We start from the raw sequence: 23,769 nt of genomic DNA on the forward strand, positions 1-23,769 counted from the left end.
GGTTACCCAGTTCCCGCGCCGCGATGTAGGTGGGCGAGCGGTGATCTGTGTCGCTCAGGCATGCCTCTGTCGGTAGGCCGCCCGAGGGGTCTGCGCGAGGATCGCGAGATCCATCCCCAGCCAATGGCTCTCCACATAGTGCCGGTCCAGCAGGGCCATCTCCTCCCAGGGGAGGTCGGATCGCGCGCTGACCTGCCACAATCCGGTCATTCCGGGGCGTACGTGCAGGCGTTCGGGCCGGTCCGTCCGGGCGAGCGCGGGCTGGGGGCGGGGTCCGACCAGGGACATCTCCCCGCGCACCACGTTGAGCAGCTGCGGGAGCGCGTCCAGGGCGCACCGCTCCACGGCCTCGCCGGCCCGCCCGGCGCCCTCGGTCCGCAGCCGCCAGGTGTGGAACGGGCGCCCGCCGAGGCCGAGCGCCGGCTCGCGTACGAGGACTCCCCGGCGCCGGGCCGCGTAGAGCAGTGCGGCGGCGAGCAGGAGCGGCAGGGCGCACACCGTCAGCAGGGCCAGGGCGCCGATCAGGTCGAAGACCCGCTTGGCCGGCCACGGCGCCGGCCGGGCGGGGAGCGTGAGCAGCAGGGGCATGGCAGCACGGTGCCGGACGCCGGGTGCGGGGCATCCGCGCCGCGCGGCGGGCGTCCCCCGCTCGGCGGTGGGGGGCCCGGCCCCATGGTCGCCGGCCCGAACCCCGCAGCGAGGGTGAGCGTAAGGGGCACCTAAAGGTTGAGTGTCCCCGACTCACCTCTGTTGACGTGGGGAGCGTCGTGGGGCACTCTTGAGTCCGTTGCACTCAAGTCAGCTGGAGGAATTGAAATGGCACGTGCGGTCGGCATCGACCTGGGCACCACTAACTCCGTCGTCAGCGTTCTCGAAGGCGGAGAGCCCACCGTCATCACCAACGCCGAGGGCGCCAGGACCACGCCGTCCGTCGTCGCCTTCGCCAAGAACGGCGAGGTCCTCGTCGGCGAGGTGGCCAAGCGCCAGGCGGTCACGAACGTGGACCGGACCATCCGCTCCGTCAAGCGCCACATGGGCACTGACTGGAAGATCAACCTGGATGGCAAGGACTTCAACCCGCAGCAGATGAGCGCCTTCATCCTGCAGAAGCTCAAGCGCGACGCCGAGGCGTACCTGGGCGAGAAGGTCACGGACGCGGTCATCACCGTCCCGGCCTACTTCAACGACTCCGAGCGTCAGGCGACGAAGGAGGCCGGCGAGATCGCGGGCCTGAACGTCCTTCGTATCGTCAACGAGCCGACCGCGGCCGCCTTGGCCTACGGCCTCGACAAGGACGACCAGACCATTCTCGTCTTCGACCTCGGTGGCGGCACCTTCGACGTGTCGCTCCTGGAGATCGGCGACGGCGTCGTCGAGGTGAAGGCCACCAACGGTGACAACCACCTCGGTGGCGACGACTGGGACCAGCGCGTCGTCGACTACCTGGTGAAGCAGTTCCAGAACGGCCACGGCGTCGACCTGTCCAAGGACAAGATGGCGCTCCAGCGTCTGCGCGAGGCCGCCGAGAAGGCGAAGATCGAGCTGTCCTCCTCCACGGAGACCTCGATCAACCTGCCGTACATCACGGCCTCCGCCGAGGGCCCGCTGCACCTGGACGAGAAGCTCACGCGCTCGCAGTTCCAGCAGCTCACCGCGGACCTGCTCGACCGCTGCAAGACCCCGTTCCACAACGTCATCAAGGACGCGGGCATCAACCTGTCCGAGATCGACCACGTGGTCCTGGTCGGCGGCTCCACCCGCATGCCGGCCGTCGCCGAGCTCGTCAAGGAGCTCACCGGCGGTCAGGACGCCAACAAGGGCGTCAACCCGGACGAGGTCGTCGCCATCGGCGCCACCCTCCAGGCCGGTGTGCTCAAGGGTGAGGTCAAGGACGTCCTGCTCCTCGACGTGACCCCGCTGTCCCTGGGTATCGAAACCAAGGGCGGCATCATGACCAAGCTCATCGAGCGCAACACCACGATCCCGACCAAGCGGTCCGAGATCTTCACGACGGCCGAGGACAACCAGCCGTCGGTGCAGATCCAGGTCTACCAGGGTGAGCGCGAGATCGCGGCGTACAACAAGAAGCTCGGCATGTTCGAGCTGACCGGTCTGCCGCCGGCGCCCCGCGGCGTCCCGCAGATCGAGGTCTCCTTCGACATCGACGCCAACGGCATCATGCACGTGACGGCGAAGGACCTCGGCACGGGCAAGGAGCAGAAGATGACCGTCACCGGCGGCTCTTCGCTCGGCAAGGACGAGGTCGACCGCATGCGCCAGGAGGCGGAGCAGTACGCGGACGAGGACCTGCGCCGCAAGGAGGCCGCCGAGTCCCGCAACCAGGGTGAGCAGCTCGTCTACCAGACGGAGAAGTTCCTCTCGGAGAACGCGGAGAAGGTTCCGGCCGACGTCAAGACCGAGGTCGAGACGGCCATCACCGAGCTCAAGGAGAAGCTGAAGGGCGAGGACGCGGCGGAGATCCGCACCTCGACCGAGAAGCTCGCCGCGATCAGCCAGAAGCTGGGCCAGGCCATCTACGCCGACGCCCAGGCCGCTCAGGGTGCCGCGGGCGGCGCCGGTGACGCGGGCCAGGCCAAGGCCGCCGACGACGACGTCGTCGACGCCGAGATCGTGGACGACGAGAAGCCGAAGGGCGGCGCTGCCTGATGCCGGAGGAGACCCCGGGCTTCGACGAGAAGCCCGAAGTCCCCGCCGACGGCACGTCCGACGACGCCGCCGAGCCGAAGGCCGCCGCTTCCTCCGACAAGGAGGAGGCCGCGGCCCCGGCCGGGGACTCCGCAGCAGCAGACGTGGCTCTGCTGGCGCAGCTGGACCAGGCCCGTACCGCGCTCGGCGAGCGCACCGCGGACCTCCAGCGGCTCCAGGCGGAGTACCAGAACTACCGTCGCCGCGTGGAGCGGGACCGGATCGCCGTCAAGGAGATCGCGGTCGCGTCCCTCCTGACGGAGCTCCTGCCCACCCTGGACGACATCGGCCGGGCGCGCGAGCACGGCGAACTGGTCGGCGGCTTCAAGTCGGTGGCCGAGTCGCTGGAGACCGCGGCGGCCAAGATGGGCCTCCAGCAGTTCGGCAAGGAGGGCGAGCCCTTCGACCCGACGATCCACGAGGCCCTGATGCACTCGTACGCGCCGGACGTCACCGAGGACACCTGCGTGGCGATCCTGCAGCCGGGGTACCGGATCGGCGAGCGTACGATCCGTCCCGCGCGGGTCGCGGTCGCCGAGCCCCAGCCGGGTGCGGCGCCCGCCGCCAAGTCCGAGTCCGCGGAGGGTGACAAGCCGTCCGACAAGGACGCGGATGCCCCCGAAGAGGGCTGACGCAGCACACGTAGGAAACCGAGAGGAGGGCCACCGGGGATGAGCACGAAGGACTTCGTCGAGAAGGACTACTACAAGGTCCTCGGTGTCCCGAAGGACGCCACCGACGCCGAGATCAAGAAGGCGTACCGCAAGCTCGCGCGCGAGTTCCACCCGGACGCCAACAAGGGCGACGCCTCGGCCGAGGAGCGCTTCAAGGAGATCTCCGAGGCGAACGACGTCCTCGGCGACCCCAAGAAGCGCAAGGAGTACGACGAGGCCCGAGCCCTGTTCGGCAACGGCGGCTTCCGCCCCGGTCCGGGCGGGGGCGGCGGCTCCTTCAACTTCGACCTGGGCGACCTCTTCGGGGGCGCCCAGGGCGGTGGCGGCGCGGGGGCCGGCGGCTTCGGCGGCGGCCTCGGGGACGTCTTCGGCGGCCTGTTCAACCGCGGCGCCGGCCCGGGTGCGGGAAGCCGCACCCAGCCGCGCCGCGGCCAGGACGTCGAGTCCGAGGTGACGCTCTCCTTCACGGAGGCGGTGGACGGCGCGACCGTCCCGCTGCGGATGTCCTCGCAGGCCCCCTGCAAGGCCTGTTCGGGCACCGGAGACAAGAACGGCACCCCCCGGGTGTGCCCGACCTGCGTCGGCACCGGCCAGGTGTCCCGCGGCAGCGGCGGCGGCTTCTCGCTGACCGACCCCTGCGCGGACTGCAAGGGCCGCGGCCTGATCGCGGAGACCCCCTGCGACGTCTGCAAGGGCAGCGGGCGGGCCCGCAGCTCGCGGACCATGCAGGTCCGGATCCCGGCGGGCGTCTCGAACGGCCAGCGGATCCGGCTGCGCGGCAAGGGCGCTCCGGGCGAGCGCGGCGGCCCGGCGGGGGACCTCTACGTGATCGTCCACGTCGACTCCCACCCGGTGTTCGGCCGCAAGGGCGACAACCTCACGGTGACGGTCCCGGTGACCTTCACCGAGGCCGCCCTGGGCGCCGAGATCAAGGTGCCGACCCTGAACGGTCCGGCGGTCACGCTGAAACTCCCCCCGGGCACCCCCGGCGGCCGTACGATGCGGGCCCGCGGCAAGGGCGCGGTCCGCAAGGACGGCACCCGCGGCGACCTGCTCGTCACGGTGGAGGTGGCGGTGCCGACGGAACTGTCCGACAAGGCCCGCGAGGCCCTGGAGATGTACCGCGACGCGGCGGGGTCCGAGGACCCGCGCGCCCTGCTGTTCGAGTCCGCGAAGGGAGCTTGACATGGACGGCCGCCGACCTCAGACCCGTTTCGGCAGTGGTGCCTACCAGCTGACCGACGAGACCCCGGTCTACGTGATCTCCGTGGCCGCCCAGCTCTCGGGCCTGCATCCGCAGACCCTGCGCCAGTACGACCGGCTCGGCCTGGTCTCCCCGGACCGTACGGCCGGCCGCGGCCGGCGCTACTCCGCCCGGGACATCGAACTGCTCCGCACGGTGCAGGCGCTGTCCCAGGACGAGGGCATCAATCTGGCGGGAATCAAGCGGATCATCGAACTGGAGAACCAGGTGGCCGCGCTCCAGCAGCGCGTCGCCGAGCTCGCCAGCGCGGTGGACGGCGCCGCGGCCACCCTCAAGGCCCGCGAGGCCCAGGTGCACGCCTCGTACCGGCGCGACCTGGTCCCGTACCAGCCGCCGCAGCCGGGCAGCGCGCTGGTCGTCTGGCGCCCCAAGCGCCCGCTGGACTGACGCGCGGCAGCGGCCCCGCAGCACGTACGCAAGAAGCCCCGCCCGGATTCCGGGCGGGGCTTCTTGCGTACGGGGGCTTGCGCGGCCCTGTACGGCCCTCTCAGCCCTCCGGAACGTCCGGGGGTCCCTCGGTGTGCAGGATCCCCGACTGGGCGATCAGGTAGCCCAGCTGGGCCCTGCTGCCGCTGCCCAGGGCGGTGGCCAGCCGGGCGATGTGCGCGCGGCAGGTGCGCACGTTCATCCCCAGCCGGCGCGCGATGGCCTCGTCCACGTGCCCCTCGATCAGCAGCTGGGCGATGGAGCGCTGGACGCCCGAGATCCCGTCGGGCATGTGCGTGTACGTGACCTCGTCGCTGAGCGGCACGGCCCGCCGCCACAGCTGCTCGAACACCTTGATCAGGTAGTCGACCAGCCCGGGGTGGCGGAGTTCCAGCGCCACCCGCCGGTCGTCGCTGACCGGGATGAAGGCCACCGTGCGGTCGAACACGATGAGCCGCTCGATCAGCTCCTCCAGGGTGCGGATCTCCACCTTGCCCGCCGAGATCCGCTCCACGTAGGCGAGCGTGCCCTGGCTGTGCCGGGCGGTGTGCTGGTAGAGCGTGCGGATGCTCACCCCGCGGTCGATCAGCGGGGCGTCGCGCTCCAGCGCCTCGCTGAGGGCGTAGGAGGGGCGGGCGCCGCCCGGCTGGACCGTCAGCATCTCCGTGTGGCACTCGGCCGTCGCCAGGTCGAGCGCGGCGTTGATCTGGTCGAATCCCTCCAGGACGGTGATGGCGTGGGTGTTCGCGGGGTTCTGCGCGCTGATGGTGAGGAACGGCTCGAATGCGTCGGTGAGGTCGATCGCGCTGCGCCGCCGGTCCTGGATCTCGCGTTCCAGGGGCTGGAGCCGCTGCGCCAGTGCGATGGCGGGCGGAACCGCCCGGAGCTGGTTGGCGTCATCCGGGTCGGGGCGCAGGAGGGCGAATTCAAGCAGGCAGGGAACGTTTTCCACCTCGCTGCGCGGTACCCGTCCGGTGCTCAGCGCCGCCGCGTAGAGCCGGGCTCCCTCGTCGCACATCGATGTCACGGGGTGGGGATGCGTCGGGTTTGTGTCGCTTATGGGCAAATCTCCACCCCCCAGGGTCCTGAACATGCAAGAACATGATGCATCGTCCCTGTGGCCGTAACGTGCCTGAATGAGCCATGGTCTGACATGCGGGGGAGAGGATTCCATCAAGTGAGGACGAAGCCGACCATGTACAAGAGAATGCTTCGCTCGGCGCTTGCCGTTGTTTTCTCCGCTGTTGCGGTCTTTGGGGCAGTCGGCGCTGTCAACGGCGACGCGGGGGGTGCTCTGGCCGACAGCGGTTGGAACGTCGCGCCGGCCAACAGTGGCACGGACGCCAGGCCCGCGGGCAAGGCGGACAGCGGCTGGAACACCGTGGCGGACGGTGAGCTCGACAGCGGTTGGAACGTCGTGCCGACCGTCCAGTCCGACAGCGGCTGGAACGCCGCCCCCGCGACGGTCGCCTGATGACCCCCGACGACCGCGACTTCCGACGTGAGATGGCTTCCGCCTACCGGTCCGGCTGGCAGTTCATCGACCTTGCGACCGCCATTCCCTACGCGGGCGATTCGCTGATGGTCACCCTCTTCGGCCAGCCGATCGTCGTCGTGCGCGAGGAGGACGAAGACGTCCGCGCCTACCGCTGTCTGCGCCGCCCCCGGGGCGCACCGCAGCCCGTCCGCTGCGAGGTGCGGTACGGAATGGTCTTCGTCAACCTCGATCAGCGTGATCACCAGCTCTTCGAACCCGACATCACCGCCGCCACCCCCCGCAGTGCCTGAGGCGATTCCCCCGTCGTTGCAGATCGCCCCAGGTGCTTCCCCCACACAACGGCGCCATCGTGGACCTGACCACGATGGCGCCGTTGTGATGTCCGCGTCCAGTGGTCGGACCGGACCACCGCTCCGGGCGGCCCCCCGGGGTCGGGGTCAGGCGCGGCCCATCGCCCGGTCCAGGGTGATCTCCAGGACGACCCGGTCCGGGTTGGGCGAGGGCGTGCGCCCGTAGCGCACCGCGTAGCGCGCCACCGCGTCGGCGACCGACGCCTCGTCCGTACGGATCACCGCGCGCCCCTCCAGCGTCGCCCAGCGCCGGCCCTCCATCTGGCAGACCGCCACCCGCGCCGAGCCGTCCGGCGCCGCCAGGACGTTGCGCACCTTCTTGCTGTTCTTGCTGGAGATCACCCGCGCCAGCCCCGCTTCCGGGTCGTAGGTCACGCCGACCGGCACCACGTGGGGCGTGCCGTCCGGGCGGGGGGTGGTCAGGGTGCAGACGTGCCGTTCCCGCCAGAAGGCGAGGTACTCGGGCGTCGGATTGAGTACGTCATGGGCCATGCCGCGAAGCGTACGCGGGGGCGCTGCCAAACTGGCCTTGAGTGGAATAGACTCAACTTTGCAGACGCTGAACCTGTCAGATTTTTGTGCCCCGCCGGAGAGGAGACCCCGAGAGTGGACGCCGAGCTGACGAACAAGAGCCGCGATGCCCTGAACGCGGCCACCAGCAGGGCCGTCAAGGACGGCCACGCCGACCTGACCCCCGCACACCTGCTGCTGGCACTGCTCGCCGGCGAGGACAACGAGAACGTCACCGACCTGCTCGCGGCGTCCGACGCCGACCAGGCCGCCGTCCGGGCCGGCGCCGAGCGGCTGCTCGCCGCCCTGCCCAGCGTCACCGGTTCCACGGTCGCGCCCCCGCAGCCCACCCGCGAGCTGCTCGCCGTCCTGGCCGAGGCCGACGCGGAGGCCGGCCGGCTCGGCGACGACTACCTCTCCACCGAACACCTCCTCATCGCGACCGCCGCCAAGGGCGGGGCCGCCGGTGAGGTCCTTTCCGCCCAGGGCGCGACCGCGAAGAAGCTGCTGTCCGCATTCGAGAACGCACGAGGAGGACGGCGGGTGACCACCCCCGATCCCGAGGGCCAGTACAAGGCCCTGGAGAAGTTCGGCACGGACTTCACGGCAGCCGCCCGCGAGGGCAAGCTCGACCCCGTCATCGGCCGCGACCACGAGATCCGGCGCGTTGTCCAGGTGCTTTCACGCCGTACGAAGAACAACCCGGTGCTCATCGGCGAGCCCGGCGTCGGCAAGACCGCCGTCGTCGAGGGCCTGGCCCAGCGCATCGTCAAGGGGGACGTCCCCGAGTCCCTGAAGAACAAGCGGCTCGTCTCCCTCGACCTCGGTGCGATGGTCGCCGGCGCGAAGTACCGGGGCGAGTTCGAGGAACGCCTCAAGACCGTCCTCGCGGAGATCAAGTCCAGCGACGGCCAGATCATCACCTTCATCGACGAGCTGCACACCGTCGTCGGCGCGGGCGCCGGCGGGGACTCCGCCATGGACGCGGGCAACATGCTCAAGCCCATGCTGGCCCGCGGCGAACTGCGGATGGTCGGCGCGACCACCCTCGACGAGTACCGCGAGCGCATCGAGAAGGACCCGGCGCTGGAGCGCCGCTTCCAGCAGGTGCTGGTCGCCGAGCCCTCCGTCGAGGACACCATCGCGATCCTGCGCGGGCTCAAGGGCCGTTACGAGGCCCACCACAAGGTCGTCATCAACGACAGCGCGCTCGTCGCCGCCGCGACCCTCTCCGACCGGTACATCACCTCCCGCTTCCTGCCCGACAAGGCCATCGACCTCGTCGACGAGGCCGCCTCCCGGCTGCGCATGGAGATCGACTCCTCGCCCGTCGAGATCGACGAGCTCCAGCGCTCCGTGGACCGCCTGCGGATGGAGGAGCTGGCCCTGAAGAACGAGTCGGACGCCGCCTCCCGCGAGCGCCTCGACAAGCTGCGGAAAGACCTCGCGGACCGCGAGGAGGAGCTGCGCGGCCTGACCGCCCGCTGGGAGAAGGAGAAGCAGTCCCTCAACCGGGTCGGCGAGCTCAAGGAGCGCCTGGACGACCTGCGCGGCCAGGCCGAGCGCGCCCAGCGCGACGGGGACTTCGACTCCGCCTCCAAGCTGCTCTACGGGGAGATCCCGGCCCTGGAGCGCGAGCTGGCCGAGGCCACCGAGGAGGAGGAGGCCACCAAGGCAGGCGGGGGCGCCGCCGCCAAGGACAGCATGGTCAAGGACGAGGTCGGCCCCGACGACATCGCGGACGTGGTCGGTGCCTGGACGGGCATCCCGGCCGGCCGGCTGCTGGAGGGCGAGACCCAGAAGCTGCTCCGCATGGAGGACGAGCTGGGCCGCCGCCTGATCGGCCAGGGCGAGGCCGTACGGGCCGTCTCCGACGCCGTGCGCCGCACCCGCGCCGGCATCGCCGACCCGGACCGCCCGACCGGCTCGTTCCTCTTCCTGGGCCCGACGGGCGTGGGCAAGACCGAGCTGGCCAAGGCCCTCGCGGACTTCCTCTTCGACGACGAGCGGGCCATGATCCGCATCGACATGTCGGAGTACGGCGAGAAGCACAGCGTGGCCCGGCTCGTCGGGGCCCCGCCCGGGTACGTCGGCTACGAGGAGGGCGGCCAGCTCACCGAGGCCGTCCGGCGGCGCCCGTACTCGGTCGTGCTGCTGGACGAGGTGGAGAAGGCCCATCCTGAGGTCTTCGACGTCCTGCTCCAGGTCCTCGACGACGGCCGGCTCACGGACGGCCAGGGCCGCACCGTGGACTTCCGCAACACCATCCTGGTCCTGACCTCCAACCTGGGCAGCCAGTACCTGGTGGACCCGGCGATCTCCGCCGAGGACAAGAAGGCCCGCGTCCTGGAGGTGGTCCGGGCGAGCTTCAAGCCGGAGTTCCTCAACCGCCTCGACGACCTGGTGGTCTTCTCCGCCCTCACCCGCGACGAGCTGGCGCACATCGCGGAGCTCCAGATCGGCCGCCTCGCCCGGCGCCTCGCCGACCGCCGCCTGAACCTGGACGTCACCCCCGGGGCCCTGGCCTGGCTGGCCGACAAGGGCAACGACCCGGCGTACGGCGCCCGCCCCCTGCGCCGCCTGATCCAGACGGCGATCGGGGACCGCCTGGCCCGGGAGATCCTCTCCGGCGAGGTCAGGGACGGCGACACCGTCCGCGTCGACGTGGCCGGCGACGACCTCCTGGTCGGCAAGGCGCTCTGAGCGGGCGGGGCCCCGCCGCCTTCCGCGTCCCCGTGTCCGCCCGGAGCGGATCGGGCGTGCGGGGGTGGACACGGAGTGGGAGCGATGGTGGAGGATGGCTGTATCCGCACGAAGGGAAGTACACGGTGAGCATCGACCCGGCCTCGATTCCGAACTTCGGGGGTCAGCCCGAACCGCAGGCCACAGGACCGGCGGGCCCCGTCGTCCCCGACCAGGATCTGGTCAAGCAGCTCCTGGAGCAGATGGAGCTCAAGTACGTCGTCGACGACGAGGGTGACCTCGCGGCGCCGTGGGAGGACTTCCGGACGTACTTCATGTTCCGCGGCGAAGACGAGCAGCAGGTCTTCTCCGTGCGGACCTTCTACGACCGCCCCCACGCGATCGACGACAAGCCGCAGCTGCTCGAGTCGATCGACGACTGGAACCGCCGCACCCTGTGGCCGAAGGTCTACAGCCACACGCACGACGACGGCTCGGTCCGTCTGATCGGCGAGGCGCAGATGCTGATCGGCACCGGCGTCAGCCTGGAGCACTTCGTGTCCTCCACGGTCAGCTGGGTCCGCGCCTCGATCGAGTTCGACAAGTGGCTCGTCGAGCAGCTCGGCCTGGAGAAGGACGTCGACTCCGCGGAGGGCGACGACACGGCCGAGGGCGACGAGACCAACTAGTCGCCGACGGCCCTCACAGGGGTACCCGCGCCACCAGGAGCAGGTACACCCCGTAGCCGTACGAGAGCCCGGCCGCGCACCCGGTCACCACGACCGCGGTGCGCGGCCGGGCTCTCGCCATGACGGCCGCCAGCGGCAGCAGCAGCGGGAACGCGGGCAGCAGGAACCGCGGCTTCGACTCGAAGAACCCGGCGCCGCCGAAGGTGATCAGCAGCAGGGTCCCGGTGTACGCGAGCAGCGGCAGCGGGGCCCGTTCCAGCACCAGGGCCGCCGCGAGCAGCCCCGCCGCGGCCAGCACGGCCACCGTCACGGTGGTCGCGAGGGGGACGTGCCCGCCGGTCAGCACCGTCTCGGCGGACCGCATCGCCCCGACGCCGAAGTCGAAGCGCGAGCCCCACTGCCGCTGCACGGCGAAATAGCCGAGCGGGTCGCCGCGGGTCGCCCCGACGGCCAGGACGTACGCCGCCCAGCCCGCCGGGGCCAGCAGCCCGGCCGCCCACACGCCGGGCGCGCGGTTGCCCCGCAGCGCCAGTTCCCGTACCGCCAGCGCCGTCACGGCGGCGGCCACGGCGATCCCGGTGGGCCGGGTCAGCCCGGCGAGCACGGCGAGGGCCGCGGCGCAGGCCCAGCGCCCGCGCAGCAGCGCGTACAGGGCCCAGGCGGCGAGGGCGGCGAGCAGCGCCTCGGTATAGGCCAGGGTCAGCACCACGGCGTGCGGGAGCGCCGCCCACAGGCCGACGAGCAGCACCCCGGCCCGGGCCCCGAGGAGGTGCTCCCCGACCCGGTACACCCCGACGGCGGCCACCGCGGCGGCCGTCCAGGCCACCGCCAGCCCGGCCGGCGCGGTGGCCCCGGCCAGCCGGACGAGGGCGGGGTAGAGCGGGAAGAAGGCGTAGTCGCTCTGGATGGAGCCGGCGGCCCACATCTGGGTCCGGCCGTAGCCGTGGGCGGCGATGGCGAGGTACCAGACGGAGTCCCAGGAGCCCCCGAGCACCCGTACCGGGCCGCGCCCGGCCCACCAGGCCGCGGCGGCCAGCACGAGCACGCCGGCCCCGCGCACGGCCGCGAACACGCCGAGCGCGACGAGGGCCGCCGGGGCCGTGGTTTCCCGCACCCGCGGCCGCAGGGACACCGTCGTCATGTTCTGCCCGGCTTTCCCGTGCCCGCGCGGGCCGCTCCTCGCACGGCGCGGGCGGCGGGCACTCCCAAGTCGTCGGTCCCCCTCCGGCGCCACCCTACGAGCCCGCGGCCTACAGACGCCCGAGGCGGGCCACGGCCTCGTCCAGGATTTCCGTCCGCTTGCAGAAGGCCCAGCGCACCTGGGTGGCGCCGGCGGACTTGTCGTCGTAGAAGACCTGGTTCGGGATGGCGACGAGGCCGCAGCGTTCGGGCAGGGCGCGGCAGAAGGCCAGGCCGTCCGTCTCGCCGAGCGGGGAGACGTCGGTGGTGATGAAGTACGTGCCCTGCGGGCGGAAGACCTCCAGGCCGGCGGCGGCGAGGCCGCCGGCGAGGAGGTCGCGCTTGGCGGCGAGGCCGGCGCGCAAGCCGTCGTAGTAGGCGTCGGGCAGGGCGAGGGCCTCGGCGACGGCGTACTGGAAGGGACCGGAGGAGACGTACGTGAGGTACTGCTTCGCGGAGCGGACCGCGGAGACCAGGGCGGGCGGGGCGGTGATCCAGCCGACCTTCCAGCCGGTGAAGGAGAAGGTCTTGCCCGCGGAGGAGATGGTGACGGTGCGCTCGCGCATGCCGGGCAGCGAGGCCAGCGGGGTGTGGCCGCCCTCGAAGACGAGGTGCTCGTAGACCTCGTCGGTGACGACCAGGAGGTCCCGCTCGACGGCGAGCTCGGCGATCGAGGCCAGTTCGGCGGGGGTCAGGACCGTGCCCGTCGGGTTGTGCGGGGTGTTCAGCAGGAGCAGCCGGGTGCGCGGGGTGACCGCGTCGCGCAGGGCGTCGAGGTCGGGGCGGAAGTCCGGGGCGCGCAGGGTGAGCGGGACGCGGACGGCGCCGGCCATGGCGATGCAGGCGGCGTAGGAGTCGTAGAACGGTTCGAGGGCGATGACCTCGTCGCCGGGCTCCAGCAGGGCGAGGAGGGCGGCCGCGATGGCCTCGGTGGCGCCGGCGGTGACGAGCACCTCCGTGTCCGGGTCGTACGCCAGTCCGTAGAAGCGCCGCTGGTGGGCGGCGACGGCCTCGCGGAGCTCGGGGACGCCGGGGCCCGGCGGGTACTGGTTGCCGCGGCCGTCCCGGATCGCGCGGACGGCGGCCTCGGCGATCTCGGCGGGGCCGTCGGTGTCGGGGAACCCCTGGCCCAGGTTGATCGATCCGGTGCGGGCGGCCAGGGCCGACATCTCCGCGAAGATCGTGGTGCCGAAGGAGGCCAGGCGGCGGTTGAGGAAGGGGCGGCTGCTGCTGCTCGCGGGTGCGCTCATGGGCGCCATCCTGGGGGGAAGCTCTGGAGTTGCTCAAGTGTGCTTTGGCCGCCGTGGCCTGCGGGCATCCCCCCTGCACGCCGGGACATGGGGATCCCGGGCCCCGGGGGACCGGGCATCGGAGAGGGGGCGGGGACATGCTCCTCGTATGGGTGATCATCGGGGTCGTCGTGGCGGGAATCGTCTGGATCGCCAAGATCGTCGGCTGGGGTTCGGGCCGCGGTCGGGGCGGCGGTTCGGGCGGCGGCAGCAGCTCCAGCGGCTGGGTGGGCGGGGACGGGGGCTCCTCGTGCGGCTCCTCCTCGTCCTGCGGCTCCTCTTCCTCCTCGTGCGGTTCGTCCTCGTCCTCGTGCGGCTCCTCCTGCGGTGGCGGGGGCTGCGGGTCCAGCTGACACTGGAAAGGCCTTCCGGACCTGCGTGAACGCGGGCTCCGGCGGGGACAACTACCCCGGGACGTCTTCTTGTTCGGGCTCGCACTACGGCGTACGGGGGGAGTGCCGTTGAACACGTGAACTGTGTATCCCCCCGGGGGGATGTAAACCCCGTCAAGTTGGGTAAAAACGCTGTGAGTGCCGTGCCTTTCATGATTCCCTCGGTTGAGTAGACCAGTCCTCGGGCCTCCCTGGACTTCCTGCGGACCCGTGCCGGTGTCCCCCCACCCGTTGACCACCGCTGGCGGGCCCGGCCCCTCTCCCTCGCGCGTTTGCGGAGCCGACTCATGCTCACGACCCTCCAGACCACCTACACCGACACGCGTGCCGCCGACCTCGCCTGGGCCCTGGGACGTGAGCGGCTGCCCGCCCTTGCCGTGCTGAACCTCCAGCTCGCGGACGCGAAGGTGGAGCTGCGTCTGCTCGGAGCCTCCCACCAGGTGCTCCTGGAGGAGGGCGAGGTGCTCTGTTCGGAGACGGTCGCCTGCATGCCCGGCAGCAGTACGCCGCTTCCGCTGGGCGTGGCCAAGCGGGTGGGCGACTGGGAGTACGAGTTCGCCGCGCGGGTCGAGACCCTCTCCCGCGGCTCCTTCACGGGCCGGGCCCAGGAACTGCTGGCCCTGGTCGCGGACCACCCGAACGGGTTGGCGGGCACCTTCCCCGGCGACGAACACGCCTTCACCGCCCTGCTCGCGCAGCGCTGCGAGGGGCAGGTGCGCTGGCGGACCTGGCACGCCTACCCGCAGGAGGGCCAGCTGGTGGCCACCCGCACCCGGGTCGGCGTGCGGATGGGGGTGCCGGCCTAGGGGGGTTGCGCGCCGATTGCGCCAACTGGCCGATTCAATAAGCCACTTGCACCCATGTGGGTGACAGGGTGTGCGTGGGTGGTGACGTACGGTTCGCTTCATGATCGACCGTTCCGCCCCCCGCGGGGTGCTCCCGGCGGCGGAGCCGCGGGGCGTGCAGACCGTCCCGGCCGCCCTGCCCGTACGTCCCCGGACCGGCCGACTCCTCGTCCTGGCCACGGTGTTCGTGTGCGCCGCCTGTGGACTCGTGTACGAGCTGGAGCTCCTCGCCCTCGGCTCGTACCTCATCGGCGACTCCGTCACCCAGGCGTCCGTCGTGCTGTCCGTCATGGTCTTCGCCATGGGCGTCGGCTCCCTGCTCGCCAAACGCCTGCGCGCCCGGCCCGCCTTCGGCTTCGGCGCCATCGAGGCCGTCCTCGCCCTGCTCGGCGGCTTCTCCGCCATGGCCCTGTACGCGAGCTTCGCCTGGCTGGGGGAGTCCCGCCCGGCGCTCGTCGGCTTCTCCTTCGCCATCGGCGTGCTCATCGGCGCGGAGATCCCGCTGCTGATGGTCCTCATCCAGCGCATCCGCAGACAGGACGCCGGCGGCGCCGTCGCCGACCTGTTCGCCGCCGACTACGTGGGCGCCCTCGTCGGCGGCCTCGCCTTCCCCTTCCTGCTGCTCCCGATGGTCGGCCAGCTCACCGGGGCGATGCTCACCGGCACCGTCAACGCGGTCGCCGGGGGCGGCCTCGTCCTGTGGCTGTTCCGCCGCGACCTCAGCCGCCGCTGCCGCTGGCTGCTGATCGCCGCCAACGTCACCGTCCTCGCCTTCCTCGCCTGCGCGACCCTGCTCGCCGACGACTTCGAGCGGATCGCGCGCACCGCCGTCTACGGCGGGGAGGTGCGGGTCGCCGTCCAGACCGGCGTGCAGGAACTGGTGCTGACCGGCCCCGCCGCCGGCTCCCCCCGCTCCCTCGACCTCTACCTCGACGGCCGGCTGCGGGTCTCCGGCTACGACGAGTACCGCTACCACGAGGCCCTGGTGCACCCCGCGATGACCGGCCCGCACGCCCGCGTCCTGGTCCTCGGCGGGGGCGACGGGCTCGCCGCCCGCGAGGTGCTGCGCTACCGGGACGTCGCCTCCGTCACCGTCGTCGAGCTCGACCCCGGCGTCGTCCGGCTCGCCCGCACCGACCCGATGCTCTCCGTGCTCAACGGCCGCGCCTACGAGGACCCGCGCCTGGGCGTCGTCACCGAGGACGCCTTCCGCTGGCTGCGCGGGCCCGCCGCCCGCGCCCGCTTCGACGTCATCGTCTCCGACCTCCCCGACCCGGGCATCACCCCGAGCACGAAGCTCTACTCGCAGGAGTTCTACGGGCTCGCCGCGCGGGCCCTGAACCCCGGCGGGCGCCTCGCCGTGCACGCCGGGCCGCTGACCGGCCGGCCGCGCACCTACTGGACCGTCGAGGCCACCCTGCGGGCCGCCGGGCTGCTCACCACCCCCTACAGCGCGGGCGGCCGGCTCTCCGGCTTCACCGCCGGGCCCGACCGCACGGCGGGCGCCACCGGCTCGCCGCCGCAGGACTGGGGCTTCGTGCTCGCCGCCCGCGAGAAGGTCCCCGAGCTGCGCGTGGACCGCGACACGCCCGCCCTGCGCGCGGTGTCCACCCGCTCCCTCCAGGACGCCGCCCGGGACGCCGCCCGGAGCCGCCCGGCCGGGCTCCCGCCCTCCACGCTCCCGCACCCGCGCTACTCCTGATCCCGGGCGCGGGCGCGGGCGCCCCGGCGCCGTCGTGTCCGTGTGCACGGCCGGGTCCCGTCGGTAGGCTCGACCACATGGAGCATCAGGTGTTCGTTCCGGTACCGGCAGACGATCTCCGCGCAGTGCTGCGCGACCCCGCCCGGGTGGCCCGCTGCGTCCCCGGGCTCCAGCAGGACGCCGACACCGGGGCCGGACCGCCGGCCGGCCGGCTCAAGGTGCGGGTCGGCGGCCACACCGTGACCTACCGCGGGGCGCTGGCCCTCACCGAGCCGGAGACCGACCGCTTCGAGGCCGTGGGCGAGGGCGCCGAGGTGCGCGGCAACGGCACCGTCGCGCTCCGGCTCGGGCTGCGGCTGATCCCGCACGAGGGCGGCACCCGGCTGGAGTTCACCGCCGAGGCGGAGGCCGGGGGGCGGGCCGCCGGCTTCGATCCCGGGGCCACGGTCACCGCCGGCCGCCGCCTGCTGGACCGGTTCGCCGCCAACCTGGCCGGCGCCTGCGCACCGGAGCGCGAGCTGCCGCACGACCCGGTGGCCGAGGCCGAGGAGGCGGAAGAGGCCCGCGGGACGGCGGAGCCGGGTGACTCCGGCGAGGACGTCACCGAGGTCACCGCCTCCGTGTTCGACACCGAGGTGCCCCCGCCCTCCCTCGATCCCGCCCTCGACCCCTTCCTGACCGGGGACTTCGCCGCGGACGGCGCCCCGGGCGCCCCCGGCGGGCCCGATGCTGCGGGCGGCCCCCCGGCCGAGGCCGCGCACGCCCGCCGCACGATGATCGGCCGCAGCGCCGAGGAGGTCGACCACCTGCCGCCGCGCGGCCGCTACGCCCCCGTCCCCGCCCCCTCCGCCGCCGGAGCGGGGGCCGGGATGCGCTGGGTCGCCCCGGCCGCGGCACTCGCCCTGGCCTCGGCCGTCGTGGTCGGACGGGCGTTGCGCCGGCGCCGCTGACGGGCGTTGCGCCGGCGCCGCTGACGGGCCGTAGGGTCGCGGTATGAGTACGCGACTGAGCGCCGGCGGCGCCGAGATCACCATCGACCGGGAGAACGGCTGCCGGATCGGCAGTCTGCGCGTCGACGGCACCGAGCTGCTGCGCCAGGGACCGCACTTCGGGTCCTTCCCGATGGTCCCCTGGTGCGGCCGGACGGCGAACGGGCGCTTCCGCGACGGGGCGGCCGTCCACCAGCTGCCCCTGAACCACCCGCCGCACGCCATCCACGGCTTCGGCCGGGACGCGGTCTGGCGGCCCGCCGGGGCGAGCGAGACCCGGGCGGCCTTCGTCTACGACCTCGCCGACCCCTGGCCGTACGCCGGCCGGGTGACGCAGGTCTTCGAGCTCACCGAGGACGCGCTGACGCTCACCATGGGCGTGGAGACGTACGGGGACTCCTTCCCGGCGCAGGCGGGCTGGCACCCCTGGTTCCGCCGCGCCCTGACGCCCGGCGGCCCCGAGGCGCAGATCGCCTTCGCGCCGCAGTGGCAGGAGGAACGCGGCGAGGACCACCTGCCGACCGGCCGCCGCACCGACCCGAAGCCGGGCCCCTGGGACGACTGCTTCGGGATGCCCGGGGGCGTCGACGTCACCCTCACCTGGCCCGGCCTGCTGGAGCTGAAGGTGACCAGCCGCGCCGAATGGGTGGTGGTCTACGACGAGCAGCCCGAGGCCGTCTGCGTGGAGCCCCAGTCCGGCCCGCCGAACGGCCTGAACACGCTCCCGCAGCTGGTCACGCCCGTCGACCCGCTGGAGATCTCCAGCACCTGGACCTGGCGGCGGCTCCCGTAGGGCGCAATTAAGCTCGGGGGCATGACCGACGTCAACGAAGTAAGGCCGCAGGGCACACGCGATGCGCTTCTGCAGCAGATCAAGGACAAGGCCGTCGTGCACGGCAAGGTGACCCTCTCCTCCGGCAAGGAGGCCGACTACTACATCGACCTCCGCCGGATCACCCTCGACGGCGAGGCGGCCCCGATGGTCGGGCAGGTCATGCTCGACCTCACCGCCGACCTCGACTTCGACTGCGTCGGCGGCCTGACCCTGGGCGCCGACCCGGTCGCCACCTCGATGCTGCACGCCAGCGCCGCGCGCGGCGGGCGCCTCGACGCCTTCGTCGTCCGCAAGGCGCAGAAGGCGCACGGCATGCAGCGCCGCATCGAGGGCACCGACGTCAAGGGCAGGCGCTGCCTGGTCGTCGAGGACACCTCGACCACCGGCGGCTCCCCGCTGACCGCCGTCGAGGCGGTCCGCGAGGCGGGCGGCGAGGTCGTCGCCGTCGCCACCATCGTGGACCGGGGCGCGGCCGACGCCATCGCCGGAGCGGGCCTGCCCTACCTCACCGGCTACCGCCTCGGGGACCTCGGCCTCGGCTGACCCGCCCCGCACCGGGGACACGGGGAGCGCGCGGGCAACTGGTGACCAAGGTCCCCGCGGCCCCGCTTTCCGGGTCCTGACCTGCTCCTTTCCTGGCGGGTGGAGCGCTCCTCGCGGAGGGCTCCGCCCGCGGTGGACCGGATGGCGAGACGGGTGGGCTGGAGTGTCGCGCCGAGTCTGGAAAGATGGGGGCGACGTCTGACGTCGCCCCCAGGTCAGGGCCCGCAATAAGCACACTCCCCGCACATCCAAGGAGCGGACAGATGCCCATCGCAACCCCCGAGGTCTACAACGAGATGCTCGACCGGGCGAAGGCAGGCAAGTTCGCCTACCCGGCGATCAACGTGACCTCGACCCAGACCCTGCACGCTGCGCTGCGCGGCTTCGCGGAGGCCGAGAGCGACGGCATCATCCAGATCTCCACCGGCGGTGCCGAGTTCCTGGGTGGCCAGTACAAGAAGGACATGGTCACCGGCGCGGTCGCCCTGGCCGAGTTCGCGCACGTCGTCGCCACCAAGTACGACGTCACCGTCGCGCTGCACACGGACCACTGCCCCAAGGACAAGCTGGACGGCTACGTACGTCCGCTCCTGGAGGTCTCCGCCGAGCGCGTGGCCCGCGGCCTGAACCCCCTCTTCCAGTCGCACATGTGGGACGGCTCCGCCGAGACCCTGTCCGACAACCTGGCCATCGCCCAGGAGCTGCTCGCCAAGGCCGCCGCCGCGAAGATCATCCTTGAGGTCGAGATCACCCCGACCGGCGGTGAGGAGGACGGCGTCAGCCACGAGATCAACGACGAGCTGTACACCACCGTCGACGACGCGCTGCGCACCGCCGAAGCCCTGGGCCTGGGCGAGAAGGGCCGCTACCTGCTGGCCGCCTCCTTCGGCAACGTGCACGGCGTCTACAAGCCGGGCAACGTCGTCCTGCGCCCCGAGCTCCTCAAGGACCTCCAGGCCGGCGTCGGCGAGAAGTACGGCAAGGCCTCGCCGTTCGACTTCGTCTTCCACGGCGGCTCGGGCTCCACGGCCGAGGAGATCGCCACCGCGCTGGAGAACGGCGTCGTGAAGATGAACCTCGACACCGACACCCAGTACGCCTTCACCCGCCCGGTCGCGGACCACATGTTCCGCAACTACGACGGCGTGCTGAAGGTCGACGGCGAGGTCGGCACCAAGTCCACCTACGACCCGCGCACCTGGGGCAAGCTGGCCGAGGCCGGCATGGCCAAGCGCGTCACCGCGGCCTGCGCCGACCTGCGCTCCGCGGGCACCAGGCTGAAGTAACCCGCGCCGGGGACGTCCGTCCCCGCCGAGGACCCGGGAAGGGGGTCCGCCGGTCCGCACCACGGACCGGCGGGCCCCCTTCCGCGCGGCCGGGGCCCTCGCGCCGGGTCTTTGTGACGGAGCCGGGGAGCCCCGGTGGACGGGCGGCCGGGCCATGGTGTGGAATCTACCCAGAGAAACGTACCCGTGGGGATGTAACGCCGGCGGGCCAGGAGAGGCGACGCCAGACATGAGGACAGAGCGACCCCAGGTGAAGCAGGACCGGGCGGTGCGCACGCGTCGGGCGATCCTGGAAGCGGCGGCCGAGGTCTTCGAGGCGCACGGCTACGAGACGGCCAAGCTCTCCGACATCGTCAACATCGCGAAGGTCACCAAGGGCGCGCTCTACTTCCACTTCGACTCCAAGGAAGCCCTGGCCCAGGCCGTCATCGACGCGCAGAACGAATCGCAGCCGGAGCTGGCCGCACAGCCGTACAAGACCCAGGAGTTCGTGGACATCGGCATGGTGTTCTCGCATCGGCTGCGGCACGAGACGCTGATGCGGGCGAGTGCCCGGCTCACCCTGGACCACGCCGGCCGCCACCTCGACAAGGCCGCCCCCTACCAGGCCTGGATCGACCAGCACGTCGGCGTGCTGGAGGAGGCGGAGCGGCGCGGGGAACTGCTGCCCAACGTGGACCCGCTGGTGCCCTCGCGGCTGATCGTGGGCGCGTACGCGGGGCTGAACACCATGTCCCAGATGCTCCGGCTGGATCTGGACGCGCAGGTCTCGGAGCTGTACTCGCACGTGATGCCGAACGTGGTGGTGCCGGCCGTGGCGATCCGGCTCGACACCCGGCCCGGGCGGGGCGCGCGGGCCCTGTACGGGCCCGACGGGGGCCACACCTGCCGGACCGGCTGCCCGGGCGGTACGGCTCCGGCGGACGCCGCCGAGGCCCGGGAGATCTCCGTCTGACGCGAGGACAGGACCCGGCACCCCTTCCCTGAAAGATCCTTCCGGGTATTATTTTTCTCCTGCCGCCCAGGGGGGAGAAGACTGTGGACATTGAGGTGCTCGGACCGCCACGGGTCACCGAGAACGGCGTGCCCGTCACGGCCCCCACACCGGAGTCCCGGCACGTCCTGGCGGTCCTCGCGGCCTCCCCCGACCGGGTCGTACCGGTTTCGGTGCTCGCCGACGAGCTGGCCGGCCGCGTTCCGCCCGAGCACGCCCGGGCCGCCCTGCACGCCGCCGTACGCCGGCTGCGCGAGCGGTTCGCCGAGGCGCTGGGGGCCTGTGGGGTACGGACTGCGGAAACGGTGCTCTCGTCACGTCCCGGCGGGTATCTTCTCGACACCGGCGGCGGCCGCTGCGACGTGCGGGAGTTCGAGCGCGAAGCGGGCGCCGGGTACCGGGCCATGAGCCGGGGGGACTTCGCCCGCGCCGCCTCCCGGCTGCGCCGCGCCCTGGACCTGTGGACCGGCCCCGCCCTGGACGGCGTCGAAGCGGGCCCCTGGCTCCGCGGCCGCATCGCGGCGCTCGACGCGGACCGGCTCTCCGTACTCGGCCAGTGGGTCGAAGCGGAACTCGCGCTCGGCCGCCACCGCGAACTGCGGCTGGAGCTGGCGGGCCTGCACGGGGCGGGCGCCGGACGCCCCGACGGCGCGTACCCGGCCGCGCTGCGCCGGGCCGAGGCCCGGGCGCTGGCCGGCCGCCCCGCCGCCGGGCCCCGCCTGGGCGGCCTCGTGCGCCCGGCGGCCGGACCGGGCCCGGTCGGTGCCGGCCGCCCCGCCGCCTGGCCGGGCCGGGTCACGGGCGGGCCCGTGGCGCCCGCCGCCGAGCGGCCGCTGGCCTGCGGCGCCCGCTGCTGACCGGCCCCGGGCGGCGACCGGCCGCAGCCGCCCGGCCGCGCCCTGCTTGACCCTTTCCCGGACGGAACCTAGGTTCGGGAGCCGGGCACAAAACAGCTGGTCGGACGGGGGAACAGCACGATGGGCGGGGAAGACGGGGGCTCACTGGCCGTACTGGAACTGCTCGCGGCGGACGCCCCGCAGAGCCGCTACGACGCCCTCCTCGCCGAGGCGCACGGCGCGGGCGCCGGGGAGGCCGCCCTCGCCGAACTCACCCGGGCCGTCGAACTCGCCCGCACCGTCAGGGCCGGCGCGGACCGCCGCAAGCAGCGCGAGGCCGCCCTCACCGCCCTCGTCGACACCGCGCACGACCTGACCTCCCCGTACGACATCGACGGCCTGCTGCGCCTGATCACCCGGCGCGCCCGGCGCCTGCTCGGCTTCGACATGGCCTGGGTCTCGCTCAGCCGCCCGGACGGATCCGCGTACGTACGCACCTCCGAGGGCGAGACCACCGCCTTCAACGTCGGCCTCGAACTGGGCACCGGCCGCGGCCTCGGCAGCATCGCGCAGGCCCGCCAGTCCCCGGTGTGGACCGCCGACTACCTCGCCGACCCGGCCATCGCCCACTCCCCGGGCATCGACGCCGTCGTCGCCGCGGAGGGCCTGCACGCGATCATCGCCGTCCCGCTGCGCCGCGGGGACTCCAGCCTCGGCGCGCTCTACGGATCCGACCGCTCCGTACGGCAGTTCACCCCGGACGAGATCGGCATCATGCTCTCCCTCGCCGACCTGGCGGCCGTCGCGATCGAGAAGGCCCGGCTGCTGGAGCAGACCCGCGACGAGGTCACCGAGCTGGAGGCCTTCGGCTCGCGCACCAACACCGCCCTCACCCGGGTCCGTTACCTCTGGGAGTGCCACGCCCGGCTGGCCGGGCTGGTCCTCGACGGGGCCGGGCTGCCCACCCTGGCCCGTGCCACCGCCGACGCGCTGGACGGGGTCCTCCAGGTGCGGGACCCGGGCGGGCGGCCGCTGACCGCCACCGGCGAGCTGCCCGGCCTGGACGAGGAGACGGTGACCAAGGGGGCCCTCCAGGCGCTGACCGACCGGCGGCCCCTGCGGCTCCCGGGAGACCTGTGGCTGGCCCCCGTCCTGGCCGGCGCGGAGGACCTCGGGGTGCTGCTGCTGCGCGCCTCCGCCCCGCTCGCCGAGGAGGACGTACGGCTCCTCCAGCTGGCCGCCCAGTCCGTGGCCTGCCTGATGCTGATCCAGCGCGGAACGGCCGCCGCCGAAGGGCCCGTCCACGACGAGCTCCTCGCCGACCTGCTGGAGCGGCCGCACTCCGTCGACCCGCACCTGCTGGAGCGCACCCGGCGGCTCGGCCTCGACCTCGACCGCCCGCACGTGGTGGTCGTCGCCCGGCCCGAGGGCGGCGAACTCGGCAAGGCGGTCGCCTGGGCGTCCTCGTACGCGTACCGGATGGGCGGCCTCAAGGGCGTCCGCCGCGGCTGCGTCGTCCTGGTGCTGCCCGGCGCCGACGCCTCGGCCGCGGCCCACCGGGTCTCCGGCGAACTCTCCCCGCTGCTGGGCCACGCCGTCTCCACCGGCGCCGCCGGACCCACCGGGGGTCCGGGGGAGGTGGCCCGCGTGTACGCCGAGGCGGTGCGCTGCCTGGACGCGCTGACCGCCCTGGACGGGGTCGGCGGCACGGCCTCCCTGAGCGAACTGGGCTTCCTCGGGCTGCTGCTGTCCGCCGACCACGACGTGGAGTCCTTCGTGGCCCGCACCATCGGCCCGGTCCTGGAGTACGACGCCGACCGGCTGACGGAGCTGACCCGCACCCTGGAGGCCTACTTCGCCGCCGGGTCCAGCCCCACCCACGCCGCCGAGGTCCTGCACGTGCACCCCAACACCGTCTCCCGCCGCCTGGAGCGGATCGCCGAACTGCTGGGCCCGCACTGGCAGAAGCCCGCCCGGGCCCTGGAGATCCAGCTGGCGCTGCGCCTGCGCAAGGCCCGCACGGTGCTGCACGAACGCCGCACGGCGGCGCACCGCCCCGGCTGACCGACCCGGGCCGGTC

23 protein-coding genes are annotated in these 23,769 nt (G+C 72.8%); 18 read left to right on the forward strand and 5 right to left on the reverse strand.

Annotated features, from left to right (window positions below):
• Positions 1-54 precede the first annotated feature (54 nt).
• Positions 55-588, reverse strand: coding sequence for a sugar transferase (locus ACFYYT_RS17005; RefSeq protein ID WP_351824556.1), 534 nt, complete (start codon positions 586-588; stop codon positions 55-57).
• A 228-nt stretch (positions 589-816) separates the two neighbouring features.
• On the opposite strand from ACFYYT_RS17005, the gene dnaK reads away from it, so the two are divergent.
• The 4 genes from dnaK to ACFYYT_RS17025 are packed head-to-tail and all read left to right on the forward strand — an operon-like array spanning position 817 to position 5,031.
• On the forward strand, positions 817-2,667 hold the full coding sequence (gene dnaK, locus ACFYYT_RS17010) for a molecular chaperone DnaK (RefSeq protein ID WP_351824554.1): 1,851 nt from the start codon (positions 817-819) through the stop codon (positions 2,665-2,667).
• A complete protein-coding gene (gene grpE, locus ACFYYT_RS17015) occupies positions 2,667-3,338 on the forward strand; it encodes a nucleotide exchange factor GrpE (protein ID WP_351824551.1) in 672 nt (223 codons plus the stop codon). The genes dnaK and grpE overlap by 1 nt, the downstream gene beginning before the upstream one ends.
• 39 nt (positions 3,339-3,377) lie before the next feature.
• Positions 3,378-4,565: a molecular chaperone DnaJ gene (gene dnaJ / locus ACFYYT_RS17020; protein WP_351824548.1), complete on the forward strand. Its 1,188-nt coding sequence runs from the start codon at positions 3,378-3,380 to the stop codon at positions 4,563-4,565.
• Position 4,566: 1 nt separating this feature from the next.
• Positions 4,567-5,031: a heat shock protein transcriptional repressor HspR gene (locus ACFYYT_RS17025; protein WP_351824545.1), complete on the forward strand. Its 465-nt coding sequence runs from the start codon at positions 4,567-4,569 to the stop codon at positions 5,029-5,031.
• A gap of 100 nt (positions 5,032-5,131) precedes the next feature.
• On the opposite strand, the gene ACFYYT_RS17030 is transcribed toward ACFYYT_RS17025, so the two are convergent.
• Complete coding sequence (locus ACFYYT_RS17030) at positions 5,132-6,163, reverse strand: helix-turn-helix transcriptional regulator (protein WP_351824542.1); 1,032 nt, start codon at positions 6,161-6,163, stop codon at positions 5,132-5,134.
• Positions 6,164-6,247: 84 nt separating this feature from the next.
• On the opposite strand from ACFYYT_RS17030, the gene ACFYYT_RS17035 reads away from it, so the two are divergent.
• Positions 6,248-6,544 carry a hypothetical protein gene (locus ACFYYT_RS17035; protein WP_385323160.1) on the forward strand — a complete coding sequence of 99 codons (297 nt, stop codon included), beginning with the start codon at positions 6,248-6,250 and terminating at the stop codon, positions 6,542-6,544.
• Positions 6,544-6,858 (forward strand): (2Fe-2S)-binding protein, encoded by a 315-nt coding sequence (locus tag ACFYYT_RS17040; RefSeq protein ID WP_267088552.1) that lies wholly within the window; start codon positions 6,544-6,546, stop codon positions 6,856-6,858. Before ACFYYT_RS17035 ends, ACFYYT_RS17040 begins: the two co-directional genes overlap by 1 nt.
• Before the next feature lie 147 nt (positions 6,859-7,005).
• Here ACFYYT_RS17040 and ACFYYT_RS17045 read toward each other — a convergent pair whose 3' ends face one another.
• A complete protein-coding gene (locus ACFYYT_RS17045) occupies positions 7,006-7,410 on the reverse strand; it encodes a TIGR03618 family F420-dependent PPOX class oxidoreductase (protein WP_351824534.1) in 405 nt (134 codons plus the stop codon).
• Positions 7,411-7,524: 114 nt separating this feature from the next.
• Here ACFYYT_RS17045 and clpB point away from each other — a divergent pair, with 114 nt between their 5' ends.
• Both clpB and ACFYYT_RS17055 read left to right on the forward strand, forming a co-directional pair.
• Positions 7,525-10,131: an ATP-dependent chaperone ClpB gene (clpB, locus tag ACFYYT_RS17050; RefSeq protein WP_351824531.1), complete on the forward strand. Its 2,607-nt coding sequence runs from the start codon at positions 7,525-7,527 to the stop codon at positions 10,129-10,131.
• Between the two features lie 125 nt (positions 10,132-10,256).
• Positions 10,257-10,799 (forward strand): YbjN domain-containing protein, encoded by a 543-nt coding sequence (locus ACFYYT_RS17055; RefSeq protein WP_351824528.1) that lies wholly within the window; start codon positions 10,257-10,259, stop codon positions 10,797-10,799.
• 13 nt (positions 10,800-10,812) lie between these two features.
• On the opposite strand, the gene ACFYYT_RS17060 is transcribed toward ACFYYT_RS17055, so the two are convergent.
• Complete coding sequence (locus ACFYYT_RS17060; RefSeq protein WP_351824525.1) at positions 10,813-11,940, reverse strand: hypothetical protein; 1,128 nt, start codon at positions 11,938-11,940, stop codon at positions 10,813-10,815.
• A gap of 109 nt (positions 11,941-12,049) precedes the next feature.
• The gene (locus tag ACFYYT_RS17065; RefSeq protein WP_351824522.1) at positions 12,050-13,237 is read right to left on the reverse strand and encodes a pyridoxal phosphate-dependent aminotransferase; all 1,188 of its coding nucleotides are present in this window, start codon (positions 13,235-13,237) and stop codon (positions 12,050-12,052) included.
• A gap of 128 nt (positions 13,238-13,365) precedes the next feature.
• Between ACFYYT_RS17065 and ACFYYT_RS17070 the strand changes: the two genes are divergently transcribed.
• The 10 genes from ACFYYT_RS17070 (at position 13,366) to ACFYYT_RS17115 (ending at position 23,753) form a co-directional block, all read left to right on the forward strand.
• On the forward strand, positions 13,366-13,620 hold the full coding sequence (locus ACFYYT_RS17070; RefSeq protein WP_351824519.1) for a hypothetical protein: 255 nt from the start codon (positions 13,366-13,368) through the stop codon (positions 13,618-13,620).
• Between the two features lie 326 nt (positions 13,621-13,946).
• Positions 13,947-14,465: a DUF2617 family protein gene (locus tag ACFYYT_RS17075; protein ID WP_351824517.1), complete on the forward strand. Its 519-nt coding sequence runs from the start codon at positions 13,947-13,949 to the stop codon at positions 14,463-14,465.
• A 100-nt stretch (positions 14,466-14,565) separates the two neighbouring features.
• Complete coding sequence (locus tag ACFYYT_RS17080; protein WP_351824514.1) at positions 14,566-16,206, forward strand: polyamine aminopropyltransferase; 1,641 nt, start codon at positions 14,566-14,568, stop codon at positions 16,204-16,206.
• Between the two features lie 77 nt (positions 16,207-16,283).
• On the forward strand, positions 16,284-17,156 hold the full coding sequence (locus tag ACFYYT_RS17085) for an SRPBCC family protein (RefSeq protein WP_351824511.1): 873 nt from the start codon (positions 16,284-16,286) through the stop codon (positions 17,154-17,156).
• 43 nt (positions 17,157-17,199) lie between these two features.
• A complete protein-coding gene (locus tag ACFYYT_RS17090) occupies positions 17,200-17,988 on the forward strand; it encodes an aldose 1-epimerase (protein WP_351824508.1) in 789 nt (262 codons plus the stop codon).
• A gap of 21 nt (positions 17,989-18,009) precedes the next feature.
• Entirely contained in the window at positions 18,010-18,573 is a 564-nt protein-coding gene (gene pyrE / locus ACFYYT_RS17095) for an orotate phosphoribosyltransferase (protein WP_351824505.1), read from the forward strand.
• 263 nt (positions 18,574-18,836) lie between these two features.
• Positions 18,837-19,859, forward strand: coding sequence for a class II fructose-bisphosphate aldolase (gene fbaA / locus ACFYYT_RS17100; protein ID WP_351824502.1), 1,023 nt, complete (start codon positions 18,837-18,839; stop codon positions 19,857-19,859).
• A 229-nt stretch (positions 19,860-20,088) separates the two neighbouring features.
• Positions 20,089-20,814, forward strand: coding sequence for a ScbR family autoregulator-binding transcription factor (locus tag ACFYYT_RS17105; RefSeq protein WP_351824499.1), 726 nt, complete (start codon positions 20,089-20,091; stop codon positions 20,812-20,814).
• Positions 20,815-20,897: 83 nt separating this feature from the next.
• Positions 20,898-21,710 (forward strand): BTAD domain-containing putative transcriptional regulator, encoded by an 813-nt coding sequence (locus ACFYYT_RS17110; protein WP_388608311.1) that lies wholly within the window; start codon positions 20,898-20,900, stop codon positions 21,708-21,710.
• A 120-nt stretch (positions 21,711-21,830) separates the two neighbouring features.
• Entirely contained in the window at positions 21,831-23,753 is a 1,923-nt protein-coding gene (locus ACFYYT_RS17115) for a GAF domain-containing protein (protein WP_351815423.1), read from the forward strand.
• Positions 23,754-23,769 lie beyond the last annotated feature (16 nt).

This window comes from Streptomyces sp. NPDC002032 (genome assembly GCF_042890765.1).
Classification (GTDB): Bacteria; Actinomycetota; Actinomycetes; order Streptomycetales; family Streptomycetaceae; genus Streptomyces.

Excerpts from the sequence above, each read along its gene's own strand:
- ACFYYT_RS17080 (WP_351824514.1), top strand. The coding sequence starts at position 14,566 with ATGATCGACCGTTCCGCCCCCCGCGGGGTGCTCCCGGCGGCGGAGCCG.
- ACFYYT_RS17005 (WP_351824556.1), bottom strand. The coding sequence starts at position 588 with ATGCCCCTGCTGCTCACGCTCCCCGCCCGGCCGGCGCCGTGGCCGGCC.
- ACFYYT_RS17075 (WP_351824517.1), top strand. The coding sequence starts at position 13,947 with ATGCTCACGACCCTCCAGACCACCTACACCGACACGCGTGCCGCCGAC.
- dnaJ (WP_351824548.1), top strand. The coding sequence starts at position 3,378 with ATGAGCACGAAGGACTTCGTCGAGAAGGACTACTACAAGGTCCTCGGT.
- ACFYYT_RS17070 (WP_351824519.1), top strand. The coding sequence starts at position 13,366 with ATGCTCCTCGTATGGGTGATCATCGGGGTCGTCGTGGCGGGAATCGTC.
- fbaA (WP_351824502.1), top strand. The coding sequence starts at position 18,837 with ATGCCCATCGCAACCCCCGAGGTCTACAACGAGATGCTCGACCGGGCG.
- ACFYYT_RS17040 (WP_267088552.1), top strand. The coding sequence starts at position 6,544 with ATGACCCCCGACGACCGCGACTTCCGACGTGAGATGGCTTCCGCCTAC.
- ACFYYT_RS17045 (WP_351824534.1), bottom strand. The coding sequence starts at position 7,410 with ATGGCCCATGACGTACTCAATCCGACGCCCGAGTACCTCGCCTTCTGG.
- ACFYYT_RS17090 (WP_351824508.1), top strand. The coding sequence starts at position 17,200 with ATGAGTACGCGACTGAGCGCCGGCGGCGCCGAGATCACCATCGACCGG.
- pyrE (WP_351824505.1), top strand. The coding sequence starts at position 18,010 with ATGACCGACGTCAACGAAGTAAGGCCGCAGGGCACACGCGATGCGCTT.
- ACFYYT_RS17105 (WP_351824499.1), top strand. The coding sequence starts at position 20,089 with ATGAGGACAGAGCGACCCCAGGTGAAGCAGGACCGGGCGGTGCGCACG.
- ACFYYT_RS17065 (WP_351824522.1), bottom strand. The coding sequence starts at position 13,237 with ATGGCGCCCATGAGCGCACCCGCGAGCAGCAGCAGCCGCCCCTTCCTC.
- dnaK (WP_351824554.1), top strand. The coding sequence starts at position 817 with ATGGCACGTGCGGTCGGCATCGACCTGGGCACCACTAACTCCGTCGTC.
- ACFYYT_RS17085 (WP_351824511.1), top strand. The coding sequence starts at position 16,284 with ATGGAGCATCAGGTGTTCGTTCCGGTACCGGCAGACGATCTCCGCGCA.
- ACFYYT_RS17115 (WP_351815423.1), top strand. The coding sequence starts at position 21,831 with ATGGGCGGGGAAGACGGGGGCTCACTGGCCGTACTGGAACTGCTCGCG.
- ACFYYT_RS17060 (WP_351824525.1), bottom strand. The coding sequence starts at position 11,940 with ATGACGACGGTGTCCCTGCGGCCGCGGGTGCGGGAAACCACGGCCCCG.
- ACFYYT_RS17025 (WP_351824545.1), top strand. The coding sequence starts at position 4,567 with ATGGACGGCCGCCGACCTCAGACCCGTTTCGGCAGTGGTGCCTACCAG.
- ACFYYT_RS17030 (WP_351824542.1), bottom strand. The coding sequence starts at position 6,163 with ATGTTCAGGACCCTGGGGGGTGGAGATTTGCCCATAAGCGACACAAAC.
- grpE (WP_351824551.1), top strand. The coding sequence starts at position 2,667 with ATGCCGGAGGAGACCCCGGGCTTCGACGAGAAGCCCGAAGTCCCCGCC.